Origin of the sequence: Pseudomonas fluorescens (assembly GCF_902498065.1) — a bacterium.
GTDB classification, from domain to species: Bacteria; Pseudomonadota; Gammaproteobacteria; order Pseudomonadales; family Pseudomonadaceae; genus Aquipseudomonas; species Aquipseudomonas fluorescens_BJ.
In genome coordinates this window covers 403,585-419,841 of sequence record NZ_CABVIR010000001.1, presented here as the reverse complement: position 1 = coordinate 419,841, position 16,257 = coordinate 403,585, and the positions used below count along the sequence as shown (strand labels likewise).

Annotated in this window: 22 protein-coding genes and 1 pseudogene; 11 read left to right on the top strand and 12 right to left on the bottom strand. The window is 60.4% G+C overall.

Features of this window, described 5'->3' with window-relative positions; translation table 11 throughout:
* Window positions 1-3 precede the first annotated feature (3 nt).
* From F8N43_RS02075 to ggt, 4 genes and pseudogenes are all read right to left on the bottom strand, one after another.
* Complete coding sequence (locus tag F8N43_RS02075) at window positions 4-462, bottom strand: GNAT family N-acetyltransferase (RefSeq protein ID WP_150634389.1); 459 nt, start codon at window positions 460-462, stop codon at window positions 4-6.
* Window positions 363-629, bottom strand: a pseudogene (locus F8N43_RS29820) (hypothetical protein); the annotation flags it as partial. The gene F8N43_RS02075 and the pseudogene F8N43_RS29820, both read right to left, overlap by 100 nt.
* A gap of 3 nt (window positions 630-632) precedes the next feature.
* Window positions 633-1,166, bottom strand: a complete 534-nt coding sequence (locus F8N43_RS02065) for a cysteine hydrolase family protein (protein ID WP_150653106.1) — start codon at window positions 1,164-1,166, stop codon at window positions 633-635.
* Window positions 1,167-1,249: 83 nt separating this feature from the next.
* The gene (ggt, locus tag F8N43_RS02060) at window positions 1,250-2,977 is read right to left on the bottom strand and encodes a gamma-glutamyltransferase (protein ID WP_150634391.1); all 1,728 of its coding nucleotides are present in this window, start codon (window positions 2,975-2,977) and stop codon (window positions 1,250-1,252) included.
* Between the two features lie 148 nt (window positions 2,978-3,125).
* On the opposite strand from ggt, the gene F8N43_RS02055 reads away from it, so the two are divergent.
* Window positions 3,126-3,638, top strand: coding sequence for a methylated-DNA--[protein]-cysteine S-methyltransferase (locus F8N43_RS02055; protein ID WP_150634392.1), 513 nt, complete (start codon window positions 3,126-3,128; stop codon window positions 3,636-3,638).
* Window positions 3,639-3,727: 89 nt separating this feature from the next.
* Here F8N43_RS02055 and F8N43_RS02050 read toward each other — a convergent pair whose 3' ends face one another.
* Both F8N43_RS02050 and F8N43_RS02045 read right to left on the bottom strand, forming a co-directional pair.
* Window positions 3,728-4,321, bottom strand: a complete 594-nt coding sequence (locus F8N43_RS02050) for an NUDIX domain-containing protein (protein WP_150638663.1) — start codon at window positions 4,319-4,321, stop codon at window positions 3,728-3,730.
* Window positions 4,322-4,373: 52 nt separating this feature from the next.
* Window positions 4,374-4,811, bottom strand: coding sequence for a hemerythrin domain-containing protein (locus F8N43_RS02045; protein WP_150638665.1), 438 nt, complete (start codon window positions 4,809-4,811; stop codon window positions 4,374-4,376).
* A 146-nt stretch (window positions 4,812-4,957) separates the two neighbouring features.
* Here F8N43_RS02045 and F8N43_RS02040 point away from each other — a divergent pair, with 146 nt between their 5' ends.
* Window positions 4,958-5,389, top strand: a complete 432-nt coding sequence (locus tag F8N43_RS02040) for a GNAT family N-acetyltransferase (protein WP_150634395.1) — start codon at window positions 4,958-4,960, stop codon at window positions 5,387-5,389.
* 113 nt (window positions 5,390-5,502) lie between these two features.
* Here the strand turns inward: F8N43_RS02040 and F8N43_RS02035 are convergent, their stop codons facing one another.
* Window positions 5,503-5,853 (bottom strand): hypothetical protein, encoded by a 351-nt coding sequence (locus F8N43_RS02035; protein ID WP_150634396.1) that lies wholly within the window; start codon window positions 5,851-5,853, stop codon window positions 5,503-5,505.
* A 161-nt stretch (window positions 5,854-6,014) separates the two neighbouring features.
* Between F8N43_RS02035 and F8N43_RS02025 the strand changes: the two genes are divergently transcribed.
* From F8N43_RS02025 to F8N43_RS01985, 9 genes are all read left to right on the top strand, one after another.
* Entirely contained in the window at window positions 6,015-6,263 is a 249-nt protein-coding gene (locus F8N43_RS02025; protein ID WP_150634397.1) for a hypothetical protein, read from the top strand.
* 20 nt (window positions 6,264-6,283) lie between these two features.
* Window positions 6,284-6,613, top strand: a complete 330-nt coding sequence (locus F8N43_RS02020) for a DUF6388 family protein (RefSeq protein WP_150634398.1) — start codon at window positions 6,284-6,286, stop codon at window positions 6,611-6,613.
* 28 nt (window positions 6,614-6,641) lie between these two features.
* Window positions 6,642-7,346, top strand: coding sequence for a YoaK family protein (locus F8N43_RS02015; protein ID WP_150653105.1), 705 nt, complete (start codon window positions 6,642-6,644; stop codon window positions 7,344-7,346).
* 197 nt (window positions 7,347-7,543) lie between these two features.
* Complete coding sequence (gene tusD / locus F8N43_RS02010; RefSeq protein ID WP_150653104.1) at window positions 7,544-7,936, top strand: sulfurtransferase complex subunit TusD; 393 nt, start codon at window positions 7,544-7,546, stop codon at window positions 7,934-7,936.
* A gap of 1 nt (window position 7,937) precedes the next feature.
* The gene (gene tusC / locus F8N43_RS02005) at window positions 7,938-8,300 is read left to right on the top strand and encodes a sulfurtransferase complex subunit TusC (RefSeq protein WP_150638672.1); all 363 of its coding nucleotides are present in this window, start codon (window positions 7,938-7,940) and stop codon (window positions 8,298-8,300) included.
* Complete coding sequence (gene tusB / locus F8N43_RS02000) at window positions 8,300-8,593, top strand: sulfurtransferase complex subunit TusB (RefSeq protein ID WP_150653103.1); 294 nt, start codon at window positions 8,300-8,302, stop codon at window positions 8,591-8,593. The genes tusC and tusB overlap by 1 nt, the downstream gene beginning before the upstream one ends.
* Entirely contained in the window at window positions 8,590-8,925 is a 336-nt protein-coding gene (locus F8N43_RS01995; protein ID WP_150634403.1) for a TusE/DsrC/DsvC family sulfur relay protein, read from the top strand. Before tusB ends, F8N43_RS01995 begins: the two co-directional genes overlap by 4 nt.
* A complete protein-coding gene (locus F8N43_RS01990; protein ID WP_150653102.1) occupies window positions 8,922-9,923 on the top strand; it encodes a glycosyl transferase family protein in 1,002 nt (333 codons plus the stop codon). The genes F8N43_RS01995 and F8N43_RS01990 overlap by 4 nt, the downstream gene beginning before the upstream one ends.
* Before the next feature lie 90 nt (window positions 9,924-10,013).
* A complete protein-coding gene (locus F8N43_RS01985; RefSeq protein ID WP_150634405.1) occupies window positions 10,014-11,015 on the top strand; it encodes a glutathione S-transferase family protein in 1,002 nt (333 codons plus the stop codon).
* 116 nt (window positions 11,016-11,131) lie between these two features.
* On the opposite strand, the gene cysG is transcribed toward F8N43_RS01985, so the two are convergent.
* From cysG to lolA, 5 genes are all read right to left on the bottom strand, one after another.
* Window positions 11,132-12,526: a siroheme synthase CysG gene (gene cysG / locus F8N43_RS01980; protein WP_150634406.1), complete on the bottom strand. Its 1,395-nt coding sequence runs from the start codon at window positions 12,524-12,526 to the stop codon at window positions 11,132-11,134.
* Window positions 12,527-13,807: a serine--tRNA ligase gene (gene serS / locus F8N43_RS01975; protein ID WP_150634407.1), complete on the bottom strand. Its 1,281-nt coding sequence runs from the start codon at window positions 13,805-13,807 to the stop codon at window positions 12,527-12,529.
* Between the two features lie 15 nt (window positions 13,808-13,822).
* The gene (crcB, locus tag F8N43_RS01970) at window positions 13,823-14,197 is read right to left on the bottom strand and encodes a fluoride efflux transporter CrcB (RefSeq protein WP_027614675.1); all 375 of its coding nucleotides are present in this window, start codon (window positions 14,195-14,197) and stop codon (window positions 13,823-13,825) included.
* Entirely contained in the window at window positions 14,197-15,519 is a 1,323-nt protein-coding gene (locus F8N43_RS01965; RefSeq protein WP_084321281.1) for a replication-associated recombination protein A, read from the bottom strand. Before F8N43_RS01965 ends, crcB begins: the two co-directional genes overlap by 1 nt.
* Before the next feature lie 104 nt (window positions 15,520-15,623).
* On the bottom strand, window positions 15,624-16,247 hold the full coding sequence (gene lolA, locus F8N43_RS01960; protein WP_150634408.1) for an outer membrane lipoprotein chaperone LolA: 624 nt from the start codon (window positions 16,245-16,247) through the stop codon (window positions 15,624-15,626).
* Window positions 16,248-16,257: the final 10 nt, after the last annotated feature.

Genomic DNA, 16,257 nt, shown 5'->3' with positions numbered 1-16,257 from the left:
CAGTCAGCCTTGCTTTAAATCGAGGCAATAGGTGTAGTAACCCGTTTCGCGCACGTAGCCCAAAGATTCATACAAACGCTGTGCGCCGTGATTGTCCGTGGCGGTTTCCAGCACCAGGCCTTTGGCGCCGCTCAACACCGCGAAGTCGCGCGCGGTGTTCATCAGCAGCGTTGCGACCCCACGCCCCCGTGCGACGGGTGCGGTGAAGAGGTCACCGAGCAGCCAGGTGCGGTGTGCGTCGATGGAGGAAAAAGTCGGGAACAACTGGACGAACCCCAGCGCTTCGCCAGCAGCGTCGAGGACGACGAAGATCGCCGACTCATCCCGGGCAATGCGCTCGGCGATGAAATCGCGAGACTGTGTCAGGTTCGAAGGTTGGCCGTAGAAACCTCGATAGGCGTCGAACAGGCGGGCAACGTGGTCGAGGTGGGTGGCGTCGGCGCGATGTACCTGGACATCCATGAGCGGGGTCTCCGTGAGGCAGCAGTGATGTGTCGGGCGATGTCGACAAAGGGTGTGACGATCAGACTATAGATCGTCAGGTACCGATCGTGGTCGTGCTCGCCAGTGCCAAACCGGATCTGCTCGGGCTTCGAGGTGGTGACGTACAGCGTACCGAACATCCAGTCCCGCTAGAAGGTGATGTCCGCGGCGGGTTTCACATCGATCCGTGCCACCGAACCGGTCAGGTGCGCCAGGTCCTTGTTGTGCTCGGCAATGATGTCTTCGGCGGCGAGGTTGCCGTTGTCGACGGTGGAATGAGCGTCAGCGGCCAGCACCACGTCATACCCCAGTTTCAGCGCCTGACGCACAGTGGCGTTAACGCAATAGTCGGATTGCAAACCACAGATGACCAGGCGTTCGAAATCCTGCACCGGCAACAGCTTTTGCAGGTGGGTCTGGTAGAACGAATCCGGTGTGGTTTTGCGTACGCGCCAATCCGTGGTCGAGACGTCCAATCCTTCGGCCAACTGCCAACCGTCGGCACCATGGGCCAACGGGCTGCCGGCTTCTTCGTGTTGGATCAACACGATCGGAATCCCGGCCCTTCGGGCACGAGCACTGAGCGTGTTGATGGTGTCGATGACACGCGCAATCTGGAAGCACTCGTACTCACCGGAGCATAGAGCCTGCTGGACGTCAATGATTAACAGTGCGGTGGTCATGGTTCCTTCCTTGAAATATCGGTGAGTCAGGGGACAGAAAACCTGTCCCCTATGTAAAAACGATCCCCTTCCAAATACAACCCTCAATAACCGAGCGATAACCCGGTGTTACGACGCGGATCGTTCGCTCCGTAGAAGCGGTTCTTGCCCACCGGTTTACCGTCCAGCGACGGCGCGCCGACCAGGATCGCGGCGATATGGTTGGCATCCTGCGGCCCGGCAAACTTGTGACCCCAGCTTTCGAGCAGCTTCACCGTGTCCGGGCTGGTGGTGAAGGTTTCCAGGTTGGTCTCCTCCGGTAGCCATTGCTGATGGAAACGCGGCGCATCGACCGCTTCCTGGATGTTCATGCCGTAGTCGATCACGTTGAGAATGGTCAGCAGGGTCGCGGTGATGATACGACTGCCACCCGGTGTGCCGACCACCATCACGACTTTGCCGTCCTTGGTGACGATGGTCGGGCTCATGGACGACAGCGGCGCCTTGCCCGGCGCGATGGCGTTGGCCTCCCCTTGCACCAGGCCGTACATGTTCGGCACGCCGATTTTCGAGGTGAAGTCGTCCATTTCGTCATTGAGGATGACCCCGGTTTTGCTGGCCATGACGCCAGCGCCGAACCAGTCGTTCAAGGTGTAAGTCACCGAGACCGCGTTGCCCCATTTATCGACGATGGAGTAATGGGTGGTGTTACTGCCTTCGTGCGGCGCAACGCCTGGTTTGAGCTCCCGGGACACGCCGGCTTTTTGCGGATTGATGGCGGCGCGGATTTTGCTCGCGTAGTTTTTATCCAGCAAATGGGCGATCGGGTTCTTCACGAAGTCCGGGTCGCCAAGGTAGCTGTTGCGGTCCACATACGCGTGGCGCATGGCTTCGATCTGGTAGTGCATGCCCTGCGCCGAGTGGTAACCCAGATCCTTCATCGGGTAACCGTCGAGGATGTTCATGATCTCGCAGATCACTACGCCGCCGGAGCTTGGTGGCGGTGCCGAGACCACGTGGTAACCACGGTAATCGCACTCGATGGGCGCCAGTTCGCGGGTCTTGTATTTGTCGAGATCGGCCTGGGTGATGATGCCCTTGTTTGCCTGACTGGAAGTGACGATCGCGTCAGCAACCCAGCCCTTATAGAAGCCGTCGGCCCCCTTCTCGGAGATTTCCCGCAGGGTTTTGCCCAGGTCTTTCTGCACCAGTTTCTGACCGACCTGCATCGGCTCGCCATTGCTAAGAAAAATCGAGCCGGAATCTTTTATGTCCTTTTTGAAGACGTCGGTGGCGTACTCCAGCAAATCGACATCGCCCTGTTCCAGCGTGAAACCGTCTTCAGCGAGCTTGATGGCCGGGGCGATCACTTCCTTGCGCGGTTTGGTGCCGTACTTGCTCAGCGCCAGTTCCATACCGGACACGGTGCCCGGCACACCGACGGCCAGGTGACCACGGGTGCTGAGGTCCGGCACGACGTTGCCCTCTTTGTCGAGGTACATATCGGCAGTGGCGGCCAGCGGGGCTTTTTCGCGGAAGTCGAGGAAGGTCTTGCGCCCGTCCGCCAGTTGAATGGTCATGAAACCACCGCCGCCCAGGTTACCGGCCGCGGGATACACTACCGCCAGCGCATACCCGACCGCGACCGCGGCATCGACGGCGTTACCACCGTTCTTGAGCACATCGACGCCCACATGACTGGCCAGATGCTGGGCCGTGACCACCATGCCGTTTTCGGCTGCGACGGGAGCAACGGAAGCGGCGTGAGCGACCAGGCAGCTCAGCGCCAATGAAGTCGCGATGAGCGATTTGGCAAAAGGTTCGAACTTCATGAGTCGGTCTCTTTTTGTTTTTAGGGTCGGTAAAAAACAGAGAAAACGTTTCAAGAGCAGTACGCAGTATGGCTGGGATTGCGTATTGCGCCTCCCCGTCGAGGCAGTATGCTTGCCGCCTGCTCACCTGTTTTCGGAGTTGGCCCGCATGAGTTACACCTTCACCACCCTGGCGTCTCCGGTCGGCGAATTGAAGCTGGTTGCGAACGGTTCAAGACTGGCAGCCATCCTCTGGGAAAACGACAAACCGAACCGCGTACGGCTCGGGCCGATGAGTGAGTCGGCGGACAACCCGATCCTGGTGCGCACGGTTCAACAGTTGCAGGAATACTTCGCCGGCACGCGAAACCGCTTCGACCTGGAACTGGATTTTTCCGGAACAGACTTTCAGAAGAAGGTGTGGCAGGCACTGTTGACCATTCCGTTCGGCGAAACGCGCAGCTATCGCCAGATTGCCGAGCAGATCGGCAACCCGAGCGCGGTGCGTGCGGTGGGTGCGGCGAATGGCAAGAACCCGATCTCGATTATTGCGCCGTGTCATCGGGTGATTGGCGCATCGGGAAAGTTGACCGGGTTTGCGGGCGGGCTTGAGGCCAAGGAATTGTTGCTGACGCTGGAAGGCGGCCAATGGGGTGGGACACGGCGACTGGAAGGTTTTTGATTTTTGTAGGAGCGGACTTGCCAGCAATGGCGACCTCAACGGCAATGCAAGTTTCAAGGTCGCATCGCCGGCAAGCCCGCTCCTACGGCTCAGACTGCGGTGAAAATAGTGTTCATCGCCGCATACTGCAACAGCATGATGGTCTTCGCATCGCAGATCTCCCCGCGATAAAACGCCTCCAGTGCGTCGTCGAACGGCCATTCCAGCACTTCCAGTTCTTCGGTCTCTTCTTCCAGCCCCCCGCCCTCGCTGACTTTCGACGAAGCGTCGTATTCGGCGATGAAAAAATGCAGTTTTTCAGTCACTGAACCGGGGCTCATGTAGGCCTCGAAGACCTTTTGCACATGGTGCACGCGATACCCGGTTTCTTCCTCCGCTTCATCGCGGATGCGTTCTTCGGGTGCGGCACCTTCGAGCAACCCTGCGGCCACTTCGATCAACAAGCCGTCGTGGCCATTGACGAACACCGGCAAGCGGAACTGACGCGTCAGCACGACGGTTCTCTTTTCGCGGTTGAACAGCAGAATCGCCGCGCCATTGCCACGGTCGTAGACCTCGCGGGTCTGGCGTTGCCATTCGCCGTTATTGCGCTGGTAGTCGAAAGTGATTTTCTTCAGCAGATACCAGTCGTGGGACAACACCTGGGACTCGATGATGTTGACCCTCTCGGCTGTGTTCGGCATGACTACGCATCCTCATTTCGTCAGAAAACGCCCATCTTAGACGAAAAGCCCCTCACGACAGTTGAGCCTTGTATTCCTTCTCGTATTGCCCGGCGAGCGTTTCTTTCTGCTTGTCATCGAGCAGCTTGCCGGCCATCTGGAAGAACTTCTGCTCTTCCTCCTTCAGATGGTGATGAACCTTCTCGGCGAGCTTCTTCGCGGTCGCCAGCCAAGCCGGGCTGGACATCTCGGTCTCGTCGAGTTCTTCCATCATTTCGTCCATCTCGTGATGTTCGGAAATCGCGTGGCGACTGAGGTCGACGCCGTTGTCGAACTCCATCAACGGAATGTAGAAATGCCGCTCTTCAGCGGTTTCGTGTGCCTGGAGTTCGGACTTGAGCTGCTTGTAGGCTTCCGCGCGTTCCGGGGTGTCGCCGCTGGTCTGAATCAATGCATCGGCGTAGGTGCGTTGGCGGTCATGGCTTTCGCGCAAGGCTTCAAAAATGTTCACTGGCAATCCTCATCGGCCGCGTTCTGGAATGACGCTGTAAAGCCTAGACAGTTGCGCGCTGGCGACGGTTCCTCTGTTCAACAGGGGATAGAACAATCTTCGCGACCCGGATACGCTCGTACCTCACCGCCATAAGGATGTAGCCGATGACACTCAGCATCGAACTGTCGCAAAACCCGACACCGGAAGATCGCGAGGCGATCCTTGCACCGTTGCGGGCCTACAACGTCGCCCAAGCGGGTGATGGCAAGGCACAACCGCTGGCATTGCTGGTGCGCAATGACCAAGGCGAAATCCTCGGCGGGCTGTACGGCCGGTTTTTCTACCAATGGTTGTTTATCGAATTGTTGTCGGTACCGGAACAGGGCCGAGGACAAGGCATCGGTTCCAGACTGATGCAGATGGCCGAAGATATGGCGCGGGAGAAGGAATGCATCGGCATCTGGCTGGACACCTTCGACTTTCAGGCGCCGCAGTTCTACAAGAAGCTGGGTTACAGCGAATTGGGGCAGATCGTTGACTACCCGCCGGGGCACAAGCGCTTCTTTTTTCAGAAGCGCCTGATCAACAACGCATGACCCTGTGGGAGCGAGCCTGCTCGCGATAGCGGCGTATCAGTCGACATTGATGTTAATGACACCGCTATCGCGAGCAGGCTCGCTTCCACAAGGGTATTGCGGGGTTCAGAAGATCAGAGGCAAGTAGCCAACGCCGCCAAACGGCGCTTGGCGACAAAGTCGTCATGCTGCGCGTAGTAACTCAACGCCGTACCGGACGCGTCGGTGGTCACGTCCACAAAGGACTCCGCCGAACGCGTGTAAACGGTCGACCCGCCCTTCTTGCCCGGCTGCAAGTAAGCGCCTGCATCGACGCCGAACACCGCCTCGTCCTGCCAGGCAAACTGCACGCACTGGGCGACGACTTTTTCCGGCTTGTCCGACGTCAGGGTTTTGTAAGGGGTGCCCGTGCGGGCATCGTCCATCACCGAGCCGGCGCATCCCGCCAGCAACGTTGCGGCCAGCGCCACCATCAGAATTCGCATTGCTTGTGCTCATCAAGAAAAAGCGGACTGTATCACCGTGGGCCGGCGTATCGTTCTGCTTTACTGCATTTATACCGCGACACCGCGCAACGATTCGCGCACCCTGTCGCGCCAAACGCTGCATCGCCCCTATTTCCGGGCCCATTTTTTCTGGAACGTCCATGACACCCAACGCCGAGTTTTACAAACCGACCGCTGAATATGCCGACAAGCTGATCAGCCAGATCGGTCAGACACCTTCCTGGATCGCCAAGCGAATCGGCGTCACCGACAAGCGGATCCGTTACATTCTCGACGGCGAACGCACCGTCAAGGGCGAAACCACGCCGATCCAGATGACCTACCCCGAGCAGTGGGCCCTCGAATGCCTGGCCGCTGCGGCCAAGGCCAGCAAGAAGCAGTCCGTGTAACCCATTCTCAAGGAGCGACCATGGCGGCAACCGAACAGCAATACGAGCAGGCGCTGCAGAAATTTCTCGACGAGCGCCCCGAGCTGCGCCACGAACTCGACAACCTCAACCCGCTGTTGGCCCAGGCCAAGGGTGAAACGGCGGCTCAGTATCGCGACGAACGCTTGCATGAGGCGTTCGAAGCCGAGGCCGAGCGCCTGGGGGTGTTTGCCTGGGAGCTGACCCTGCAACTGACCGCCGCGACCGCGGAGGACTATCAAGCCCAGCGCCTTGAAGTGCACAGGGAAGTGGCCGAAATGGCGGGGATGGACTGGCGGGAATATTGTGAGTTATATGGATTGACCCCATAACCGTCGCCGCACAAGGATCCCGTCACCGATGCTGCCTTCGTCCTCCACGACCCGCGCCAGTCCGGGGCATCTGCACACTCAGAAATGGCGAGGGCGCATCGGCCTGTCGCTGGTGGCTGCACTCTCGGTACTCGCCGGCATGACCGACGCCATCGGCTTCATGGCCAGCGGCGACTTCGTGTCGTTCATGAGCGGCAACACCACCCGCCTCGCCGTGGCGATCAGCGCCGGTGACATGGGCCTGACCCTGCGCCTGCTGCTGCTTGTCGCCACGTTCGTCCTCGGCAACGCCTTGGGCATTGTCATCAGCCGTATCGGCGGGCGCCGGGCGCTGCCCTTGTTGCTGTGCACCGCCATGCTGCTGTGTGCGGCGGCGGCCTGGCCCTATGACGAACAACTGCCGGCGCTGCTGGCAGCGATCATCGCCATGGGCATGCTCAATGCCGCTGTCGAAGAGGTAAACGGACTGCCGGTGGGGCTGACCTATGTCACGGGCGCCCTGTCGCGTTTCGGCCGCGGCCTGGGACGCTGGATGCTCGGCGAACGGCGCAACGGTTGGCGGGTGCAGTTGATCCCTTGGACCGGAATGTTTGCCGGCGCAGTGCTGGGTGCCGTGCTGGAACAGCATCTTGGGCTCCAGGCGCTGCTTGTCAGCGGATTGCTCGCAGGTGCGCTGGGGGTGCTGTCGCTGACGATTCCGCGGCGTTGGCAGCTGGGGTATATGCCGCGCTGAATCTGCGTTGTCTGTTCGGGCCTCATAGCGGGCAAGCCCGCTCCCACAGGGTTTTGGGGTGGATGCCGACTTCATGTACGACAAAAGAACCTGTGGGAGCGGGCTTGCCCGCTATGGGGCCCGCATAGACAACATCGATTTAGCCGCCCCGCCGATAAAGCTTTATCATGGCCGCAGTTTCGCTGATCGAGTCCGTCATGAAGTTCGCCATCGCGCTGTTTTCCGCCGCCCATGCGCCCTCCTCGCGCCGCGCCTTGCTGTTCGCCCAGGCTGCACTGGCCGGCGGGCATGAGATTGTCCGGCTGTTTTTTTATCAGGATGGCGTCTACAACGCGTCCGCCAGTGTGGTCACGCCGCAGGATGAACAGGACCTGCCCAAGCAATGGCGCGCCTTTGTCACCGAGCACCAACTGGATGGCGTGGTCTGCATCGCCGCCGCCCTGCGCCGGGGTGTGTTGAACGACGAAGAAGCCCAGCGCTATCAGCGCGAAGCGGTCTCCGTTGGCGCACCCTGGGAATTGTCCGGTCTCGGCCAGTTGCATGACGCGGTGCAGGACGCCGACCGACTGATCTGTTTCGGAGGTGCGTGACGTGCCTAAATCCTTGCTGATAATCAGTCGTCAAGCCCCGTGGTCCGGGCCGAACGCGCGCGAAGCGCTGGACATCGTGCTGGCCGGCGGAGCCTTCGACCTGCCGATCGGCCTGCTGTTTCTCGATGACGGAGTGTTCCAGCTCGCGCCGAAACAGGACGCCAAGGCCCTGCAACAGAAAGACCTGAGCGCCAACCTGCAAGCGTTGCCGATGTTCGGCGTCGAAGACCTGTTCGTCTGTGGCGACAGCGTCGCTGAACGCGGTCTGGACCCGAGCGGGTTGTCGCTGGAAGAAGCACACGTGCTGGCCGCCCACGAAATCACCGCCCTCATTGACCGTTACGACCAGGTGATCACCCTCTGATGTCGACTTTGCATGTGTTGTCTCATTCCCCGTTCGGCGATGACCGCCTGAGCAGTTGCCTGCGCGTGATCGGTGCAAACGATGCGCTGCTGCTGACCGGCGACGCGGTGTATGCGTTGCAGGCGGGCACTGCGCCCTGCAACGCGCTGAACGCTCGCCACCCGACGCTGTTCGTGCTGGCCGAAGACGCCCAGGCACGTGCGCTGGAGATTCCTGACACCGCCAAGGCCATCGATTATCCCGCTTTCGTCGAACTGTCGATTCACTACGACAAGGTCAACAGTTGGCTATGAATTCACTGACCGTCGGCACCCGCGCCATTGAGCTGGACAAGGATGGATTCCTGGTTGAATTGAGCGACTGGTCCGCTGAAGTAGCCAGTGCCCTCGCCGCTGCCGAAGACATCGAGTTGAGCCCCGAGCACTGGGAAATCCTCGAACTGTTGCGCAACTTCTACGCCGAATTCCAGCTGTCCCCGGCAACGCGTCCGCTGATCAAGTACACCGCGTTGAAGCTCGGCCCGGAAAAAGGCAACAGCCTGCACCTGAACCGACTGTTCAAAGGCACCCCTGCCAAACTCGCCGCGAAACTGGCGGGCCTGCCCAAACCGACGAATTGCTTATGACCGATTATCCAGCGCTGACTCTCGAAACACCCGCCGAGCATCCATTCGCCCAATTCGTGCGGATCCTCGGCAAAGGCAAGCGCGGCGCCCGCGACCTGACCCGAGAGGAAGCACGCGAAGCCATGGGCATGGTGCTCGACGACAAGGTCGAAGACACCCAGCTCGGCGCCTTTCTGATGCTGTTGCGGCACAAGGAAGAAAGTGCCGAGGAAATGGCCGGCTTCACCGAAGCCTTGCGTGAGCGCCTGCAACCCCCGGCCTTGAATGTCGATCTGGACTGGCCAACCTACGCCGGCAAGAAACGCCACCTGCCGTGGTACCTGCTGGCAGCCAAGTGCCTGGCCCAGAACGGCGTGCGGATTTTCATGCACGGCGGCGGCGCGCACACGGCCGGGCGACTCTACAGCGAACAACTGCTGGACGAGCTGAAGATCCCGTTGTGCCGCAACTGGCAACAGGTCGGCTCGGCGCTCGATAACGGCGGTCTGGCGTTCATGCCGCTGGTGGATTGGGCACCGCAACTGCAACGGATGATCGACCTGCGCAACACTCTGGGCCTGCGCTCGCCAATCCACTCTCTGACACGCATTCTCAATCCATTGAGTGCTCGCTGCGGCCTGCAAAGTATTTTCCACCCTGGCTACCAGGCAGTGCATCGTGATGCCAGCGGCTTGCTCGGCGACACTGCCATCGTGGTCAAGGGCGATGGCGGCGAGATCGAGATCAACCCGGACGCCGACAGCCACCTGTACGGCACCACCGGCGGGGAGAGCTGGGATGAAGAATGGCCGCAGCTATCGGCACAACGCCATGTCAAACCGGCCTCTCTCGATCCCGAACATTTGAAAGCCGTATGGCGCGGCGACGTGGTCGACAGTTATCCGCAAATGGCGCTGATCTCAACCATGGCCCTCGCCTTGCGCGGCCTCGGCCAGCCTCGCGAGCAAGCCTTCGAAACGGCCCAGCAGTATTGGGACGCGCGGGACAAATCGATTTAACCGATCATAAGCGCCCAACCTTTGCGCTTTTTTATCGAACCTATCGGAATAGACTCCTCTCCAACGCTTATCGGTTGAGGAGTCTTGAACATGGGTTTGTTAGTTGAAGGTCGATGGCATGACCAGTGGTACGAAAGCAGCAAGGACGGCGCATTCCAGCGTGAACAGGCCCAGCGGCGCAACTGGCTGACCGCCGACGGCCAACCCGGCCCGACCGGTGTCGGTGGCTTTGCGGCCGAGGCGGGACGCTATCACCTCTACGTATCGCTCGCCTGCCCATGGGCGCATCGCACGCTGATCCTGCGCAAACTCAAAGGCCTTGAAAGCCTGATCGACGTGTCGGTGGTCAGTTGGCTGATGCTGGAAAACGGCTGGACCTTCGACAAGCATTTTGGCTCCACCGGCGACAAGCTCGATCACTTCAACTTCATGCACCAGCGCTATACCGCCGACACCGCTGACTACACCGGCCGCGTCACCGTGCCGGTGCTCTGGGACAAGCAGCAGAATCGCATCGTCAACAATGAGTCGGCGGAGATCATCCGCATGTTCAATGGCGCGTTCGATGACTTGACAGGCAATGACCTGGATTTCTATCCGGCGCCGTTGCGCGGTGAGATCGATGCGTTGAATGAGCGGATTTATCCGGCGGTGAACAACGGCGTGTATCGCGCCGGGTTTGCCACCTCGCAAAAGGCATATGAAGAAGCATTCGATGAAGTGTTTGCCGAGCTGGATCGACTGGAAGCGTTGTTAGACGCCAATCGTTATCTGGTGGGCGAATACCTGACTGAAGCGGACATTCGGCTGTTCACCACGCTGATTCGCTTTGATGCGGTGTACCACGGGCACTTCAAGTGCAACCTGCGGCGGATTGCCGATTATCCGAACCTGTCGAACTGGCTGCGCGAGATTTATCAGTGGCCGGGGATTGCCGAGACGGTGGATTTTACCCACATCAAGAACCACTACTACGGCAGCCACAAGACCATCAACCCGACGGGTATCGTGCCGAAAGGGCCGGAGCAGGATTTCAGCGCGGCCCATGATCGGGCACGTTTGAGCGGGAAAGGGGTTTGGCGCAAGGCCTGAGGTTTTGCCGTTTTTGAGGGCCCCAATCGCTAGCAGGCTAGCTCCCACACTGAATTTGTGTCGTTCACAAATCCCCTGTGGGAGCTAGCCTGCTAGCGATTGGACCGACTCGGTTTTCAGACCTGCGCCTGAGCCCCTTCAAACCACGCCAGTTTCTCGCGCAGCTGCACCACTTCCCCAACAATCACCAGCGTCGGCGCATGCACTTCATGCTCCGCCACCAGCCGTGGAAGATCGGCCAGGGTGCCGGTAAACACCCGCTGATTGACCGTGGTGCCCTGCTGGATCAACGCCGCCGGGGTATCCGCCCCGCGACCATGCTTGATCAACTGCTCGCAGATGATCGGCAAGCCCACCAGCCCCATGTAAAACACCAGGGTTTGCGCCGGTGCGACCAGATCGGCCCATGGCAAATCGGTGGAGCCGTCCTTCAAGTGGCCGGTGACGAATCGCACCGACTGCGCGTAATCGCGGTGGGTCAGCGGAATCCCGGCATACGCCGCGCAACCGCTGGCCGCGGTAATCCCCGGCACGACCTGGAACGGGATGCCATGGGCCGCCAGCTCTTCGATCTCTTCACCGCCGCGTCCGAAAATAAACGGATCCCCGCCCTTCAACCGCACGACGCGCTTGCCCTGTTTGGCCAGGTCCACCAATTGCTGGTTGATCTGATCCTGAGGCACCGCGTGATCGGCGCGACGCTTGCCGACATAGACCCGCTCGGCATCGCGACGGCACAAATCGAGAATCGCCGGCGCCACCAATCGGTCATACAGCACCACATCGGCTTGCTGCATCAGGCGCAAGGCGCGGAAGGTCAGCAGGTCGGGATCCCCCGGCCCGGCACCGACCAGATACACCTCACCGGTTTTTGTCGGCGGCTCGCCAGCGATTTTCGCCAGCAGCAAACGCTCGGCTTCAGCGCCCTGCCCGGCCAGTTGCCGATCGGCGATCGGACCCTGAAATACATCTTCCCAGAACGCCCGACGCTGCTGCACATCCGGAAGCAGGCCTTTGACCTGGTTGCGGAAACGCGCGGCCAGACCGGCCAATTGACCGTAGGTGGAAGGAATCCAGGTTTCGATTTTCGCCCGGATCAGCCGCGCCAGTACCGGCGCATCGCCGCCGCTGGAGATGGCAACGATCAGCGGCGACCGGTCGACAATCGCCGGAAAAATCACGCTGCACAAGGCCGGCGCATCCACCACGTTGACCGGCACGCAACGCCGATGAGCATCGGCAGAGACTTGCGCGTTCAACGGTTCGTCATCGGTGGCGGCGATGATCAGCCCGCAACCGTCCAGATCAGCCTCGACGTAACCGCGCAGCAGGCACTCGCCACCGCTACCGGCAACGAGTTCGCGCAGTTGCGGTTCGATTTCAGGCGCAACCACCCGCAGCAGCGCACCGGCTTCGGCCAGCAGGCGGGATTTGCGCAAGGCAATTTCCCCCCCACCGACGACCAACACACGACTGCCGCGAAGGTTGTGAAACAGCGGCAGATAGTCCATTTAGCCGATGACCTCAAGGCCACCCATGTACGGTTTCAGTACTTCAGGCACACGAATCGAACCGTCGGCCTGCTGGTAGTTTTCCAGCACGGCGACGAGGGTGCGACCGACCGCCAGACCGGAACCGTTGAGGGTATGAACCAGTTCAGGCTTGCCGGTTTCCGGGTTGCGGAAACGCGCTTGCATGCGACGGGCCTGGAAATCACCGCAGTTGGAGCACGACGAAATCTCGCGGTACTTGTCCTGGCTCGGAATCCACACTTCCAGGTCGTAGGTCTTGACCGCGCTGAAGCCCATGTCTCCGGTACACAGCGCCAGGGTGCGGTAAGGCAGCTCCAGCAGTTGCAAGACTTTCTCGGCGTTGGCGGTCAGGCCTTCAAGCGCTTCCATCGAGGTCGACGGCTCAACGATCTGCACCATTTCGACCTTGTCGAACTGGTGTTGACGGATCATGCCGCGGGTGTCGCGACCCGACGCACCGGCTTCGCTACGGAAGCACGGGGTGTGGGCAACAAACTTGATCGGGAGCAGTTTCGAGTCGACGATTTCGCCGGCGACGATGTTGGTCAGCGACACTTCAGCGGTCGGGATCAGGTACAGATCGGCTTCGCCTTCGCGGGCGATCTTGAACAGGTCTTCTTCGAATTTCGGCAGCTGACCGGTACCTTGCAGCGCCGGAGCCTGGACCAGATAAGGCGTGTAGGCCTCTTCGTAACCATGTTCGGTAACATGCAGGTTGATCATGAACTGCGCCAGGGCGCGGTGCAGACGGGCGATCGGGCCGCGCAACAGGGCGAAACGCGCGCCGGAGAGCTTGGCGGCGGTTTCGAAGTCGAGCCAGCCGAACTTCTCGCCCAGGGCCACGTGGTCCTGAACCGGGAAATCGAACGCGGTCGGCGTACCCCAGCGGCGTACTTCGACGTTGCCGTCTTCGTCTTCACCAATCGGCACGGATTCGTGCGGCAGGTTCGGGATGCCGAGCAGGATCGAGTCCAGATCGGTCTGGATCGCGTCCAGTTCGACTTTGCCGGCACTCAATTCATTGGCCATGCGCTCGACGTCCGCCATCAACGGCGCGATGTCTTCGCCGCGCTGCTTGGCCTGACCGATGGATTTGGAGCGCGCATTACGTTCAGCCTGCAGTGCTTCGGTGCGGGTCTGGACGGTCTTGCGCTGTTCTTCCAGCGCTTCGATGCGCGCAACATCCAGCTTATAGCCACGGGATGCCAGGCGGTCCGCTACGTCCTGAAGGTTGCTACGTAACAGTTTGGAATCGAGCATGTCGGTCTCTCGTTATCAAAGTTTGGTCAAGGACAGGCCAGCCCAGGTGGCGAGCAGCCCGCCGAATACGCTGATGGCCGCATAGCCCAGGGCCAGCGGCACTTGCCCGCTTTCCAGCAGGCGCACCGTATCCAGTGAAAAGGATGAAAAAGTCGTCAGCCCCCCGAGGAAGCCGACCATCAACCCGGCACGCACCTCGATCGGTACCTCCGGGCGTATCAAAAACAGACCGTATAGAACGCCGATCAGCAAACAGCCCACGATATTAACGGCCAGCGTCGCGGTATAGAAGTGCCGCGGCCAATTCGCGTTGACCCAGTTACCCGTGGCGAAGCGTAACAGCGTGCCGGCGATCCCGCCGACGGAAACCGCAACGATCAATGGAAGCACTATTTTCTCCGCTGCCGGGGGCTGAGACGGTCAAGTTGCGCAAGGTGATTGAGCTTTTCGCCGATCTTCAGCTCCAGGCCACGCGGCACCGGCTGATAGAACGGTTGTGGCTCAAGCTCTTGCGGGAAGTAATCTTCGCCAGCGGCGTAGGCGTCTGGCTCATCGTGGGCATAACGGTATTCGTCGCCATAACCGAGTTGCTTCATCAGCTTGGTCGGCGCATTGCGCAGGTGCAACGGCACTTCCAGCGAGCCATGTTCGGTGGCGCTGCGCATGGCCGCTTTGAAGCCCATGTACACCGCGTTGCTTTTCGGCGCGCACGCCAGATACGTAATCGCCTGGGCCACCGCCAATTCGCCTTCGGGACTGCCGAGGCGCTCCTGCACTTCCCACGCCGCCAGGCACAGGCTCAGGGCGCGGGGATCGGCGTTACCGATGTCTTCGCTGGCCATGCGCACCACGCGCCGGGCGAGGTACAGCGGATCGCAACCGCCGTCGATCATCCGCGCGAACCAGTACAACGCGCCGTCCGGATTGGAGCCACGCACCGATTTATGCAGCGCGGAAATCTGGTCGTAGAAGGCTTCGCCACCCTTGTCGAACCGCCGACGGGTGTCGCCGAGCAGGCTTTGCAGGAGATCGACGCCGATTTCGCTGTTGTCTTCGGCGAGGTCCGAGGCGTTTTCCAGCAGGTTGAGCAGGCGCCGGCCATCGCCATCGGCGGCGGACAGCAGCATCTGGAAACCTTCATCGCTGAGGGTCAGTTGCCGTTTGCCGAGACCGCGTTCTTCGGTGAGCGCGCGGTGCACCAGCTTGCGCAGGGCCGCTTCGTCGAGACTTTTGAGCACGTAGACACGCGCCCGGGAGAGCAATGCGTTATTGAGTTCGAACGAGGGGTTTTCGGTGGTCGCGCCGATGAAAATCAGCGTGCCGTCTTCAACGTACGGCAGAAATGCATCCTGCTGCGACTTGTTGAAGCGATGCACTTCATCGACGAACAGGATGGTGCGCTTGCCGTACTGCCCGGCCTGCTGCTTGGCAATCTCCACCGCCTGGCGGATTTCCTTTACGCCGGCCAATACTGCCGAGACCGTTTCGAAGTGCGCATCCGAGACCTCTGCCAGCAACCGCGCCAAGGTGGTTTTGCCCACGCCCGGCGGGCCCCAGAAAATCATCGAATGCAGGGCGCCCTGCTCCAGCGCTTCGCGCAATGGCTTGCCGCGAGCGAGCACGTGTTCCTGACCGACGTACTCGTCCAGATTGGCTGCCCGTAAACGGGCGGCCAAGGGCTGAGCTATCGGGGCGCTGCGAAACAGGTCCATCACGTACTTTTAAAACCTCGCTGGGTCCTGGTGTCAGTTAATCAAGGATCAGACACCACAATCCCTGTGGGAGCGGGCTTGCCCGCTCCCACAGGTTCTGCGTTTTACTCTTGAATGACGTCCGCACCTTTAGGAATATCGAACTTGAACTTGGACGCAGGGATCGGCTCATTGGCCTTCACACCGGTAAACAGGATATTGGTGCGCTGACCGACGCTGTCGATCAACTGCATGTCATTGACCAGGCCATTGCGAAACGACAGGCGCAGGCTGTCGAACAGCGTGTCCTTGGTTTTCGGCTTCAGGGTGAAGTCAATCACGCCGCCGGCCTCCTTGGCGCTGATGTCGAAGCTCTGGCTGATCTTGGACACGTCACCGGACAGCAGCAACGCCGGCGTCTGGCTCAGACGCAGATCGAGCGTCTTGATGGTGGCCTGTTCCAGGTCCGGGTCCCACAGCGTGACCTTCTTGCCGTCGGAAACCACAACTTGCTCGGCGGGCGCATCGGTATGCCAGTAAAACAGGCCCGGGCGCTGCAGAGACATTTCACCGGCCGTTTCCTGCAACTGAGTGCCGCTGCCATCAAGGGTCAGCTGCGAGAAACGGGCGGTCAGGGTCTGGGATTTTTCCAGCAGTTGGGTCAGACGCGCCACGTCCTTGCCATCGGCGTGGGCCGAGAGCGTGGTCAAAGCCAGAACCGGCAGCAACAGCATGCGGATAAGACGCATGGGAGTCCTC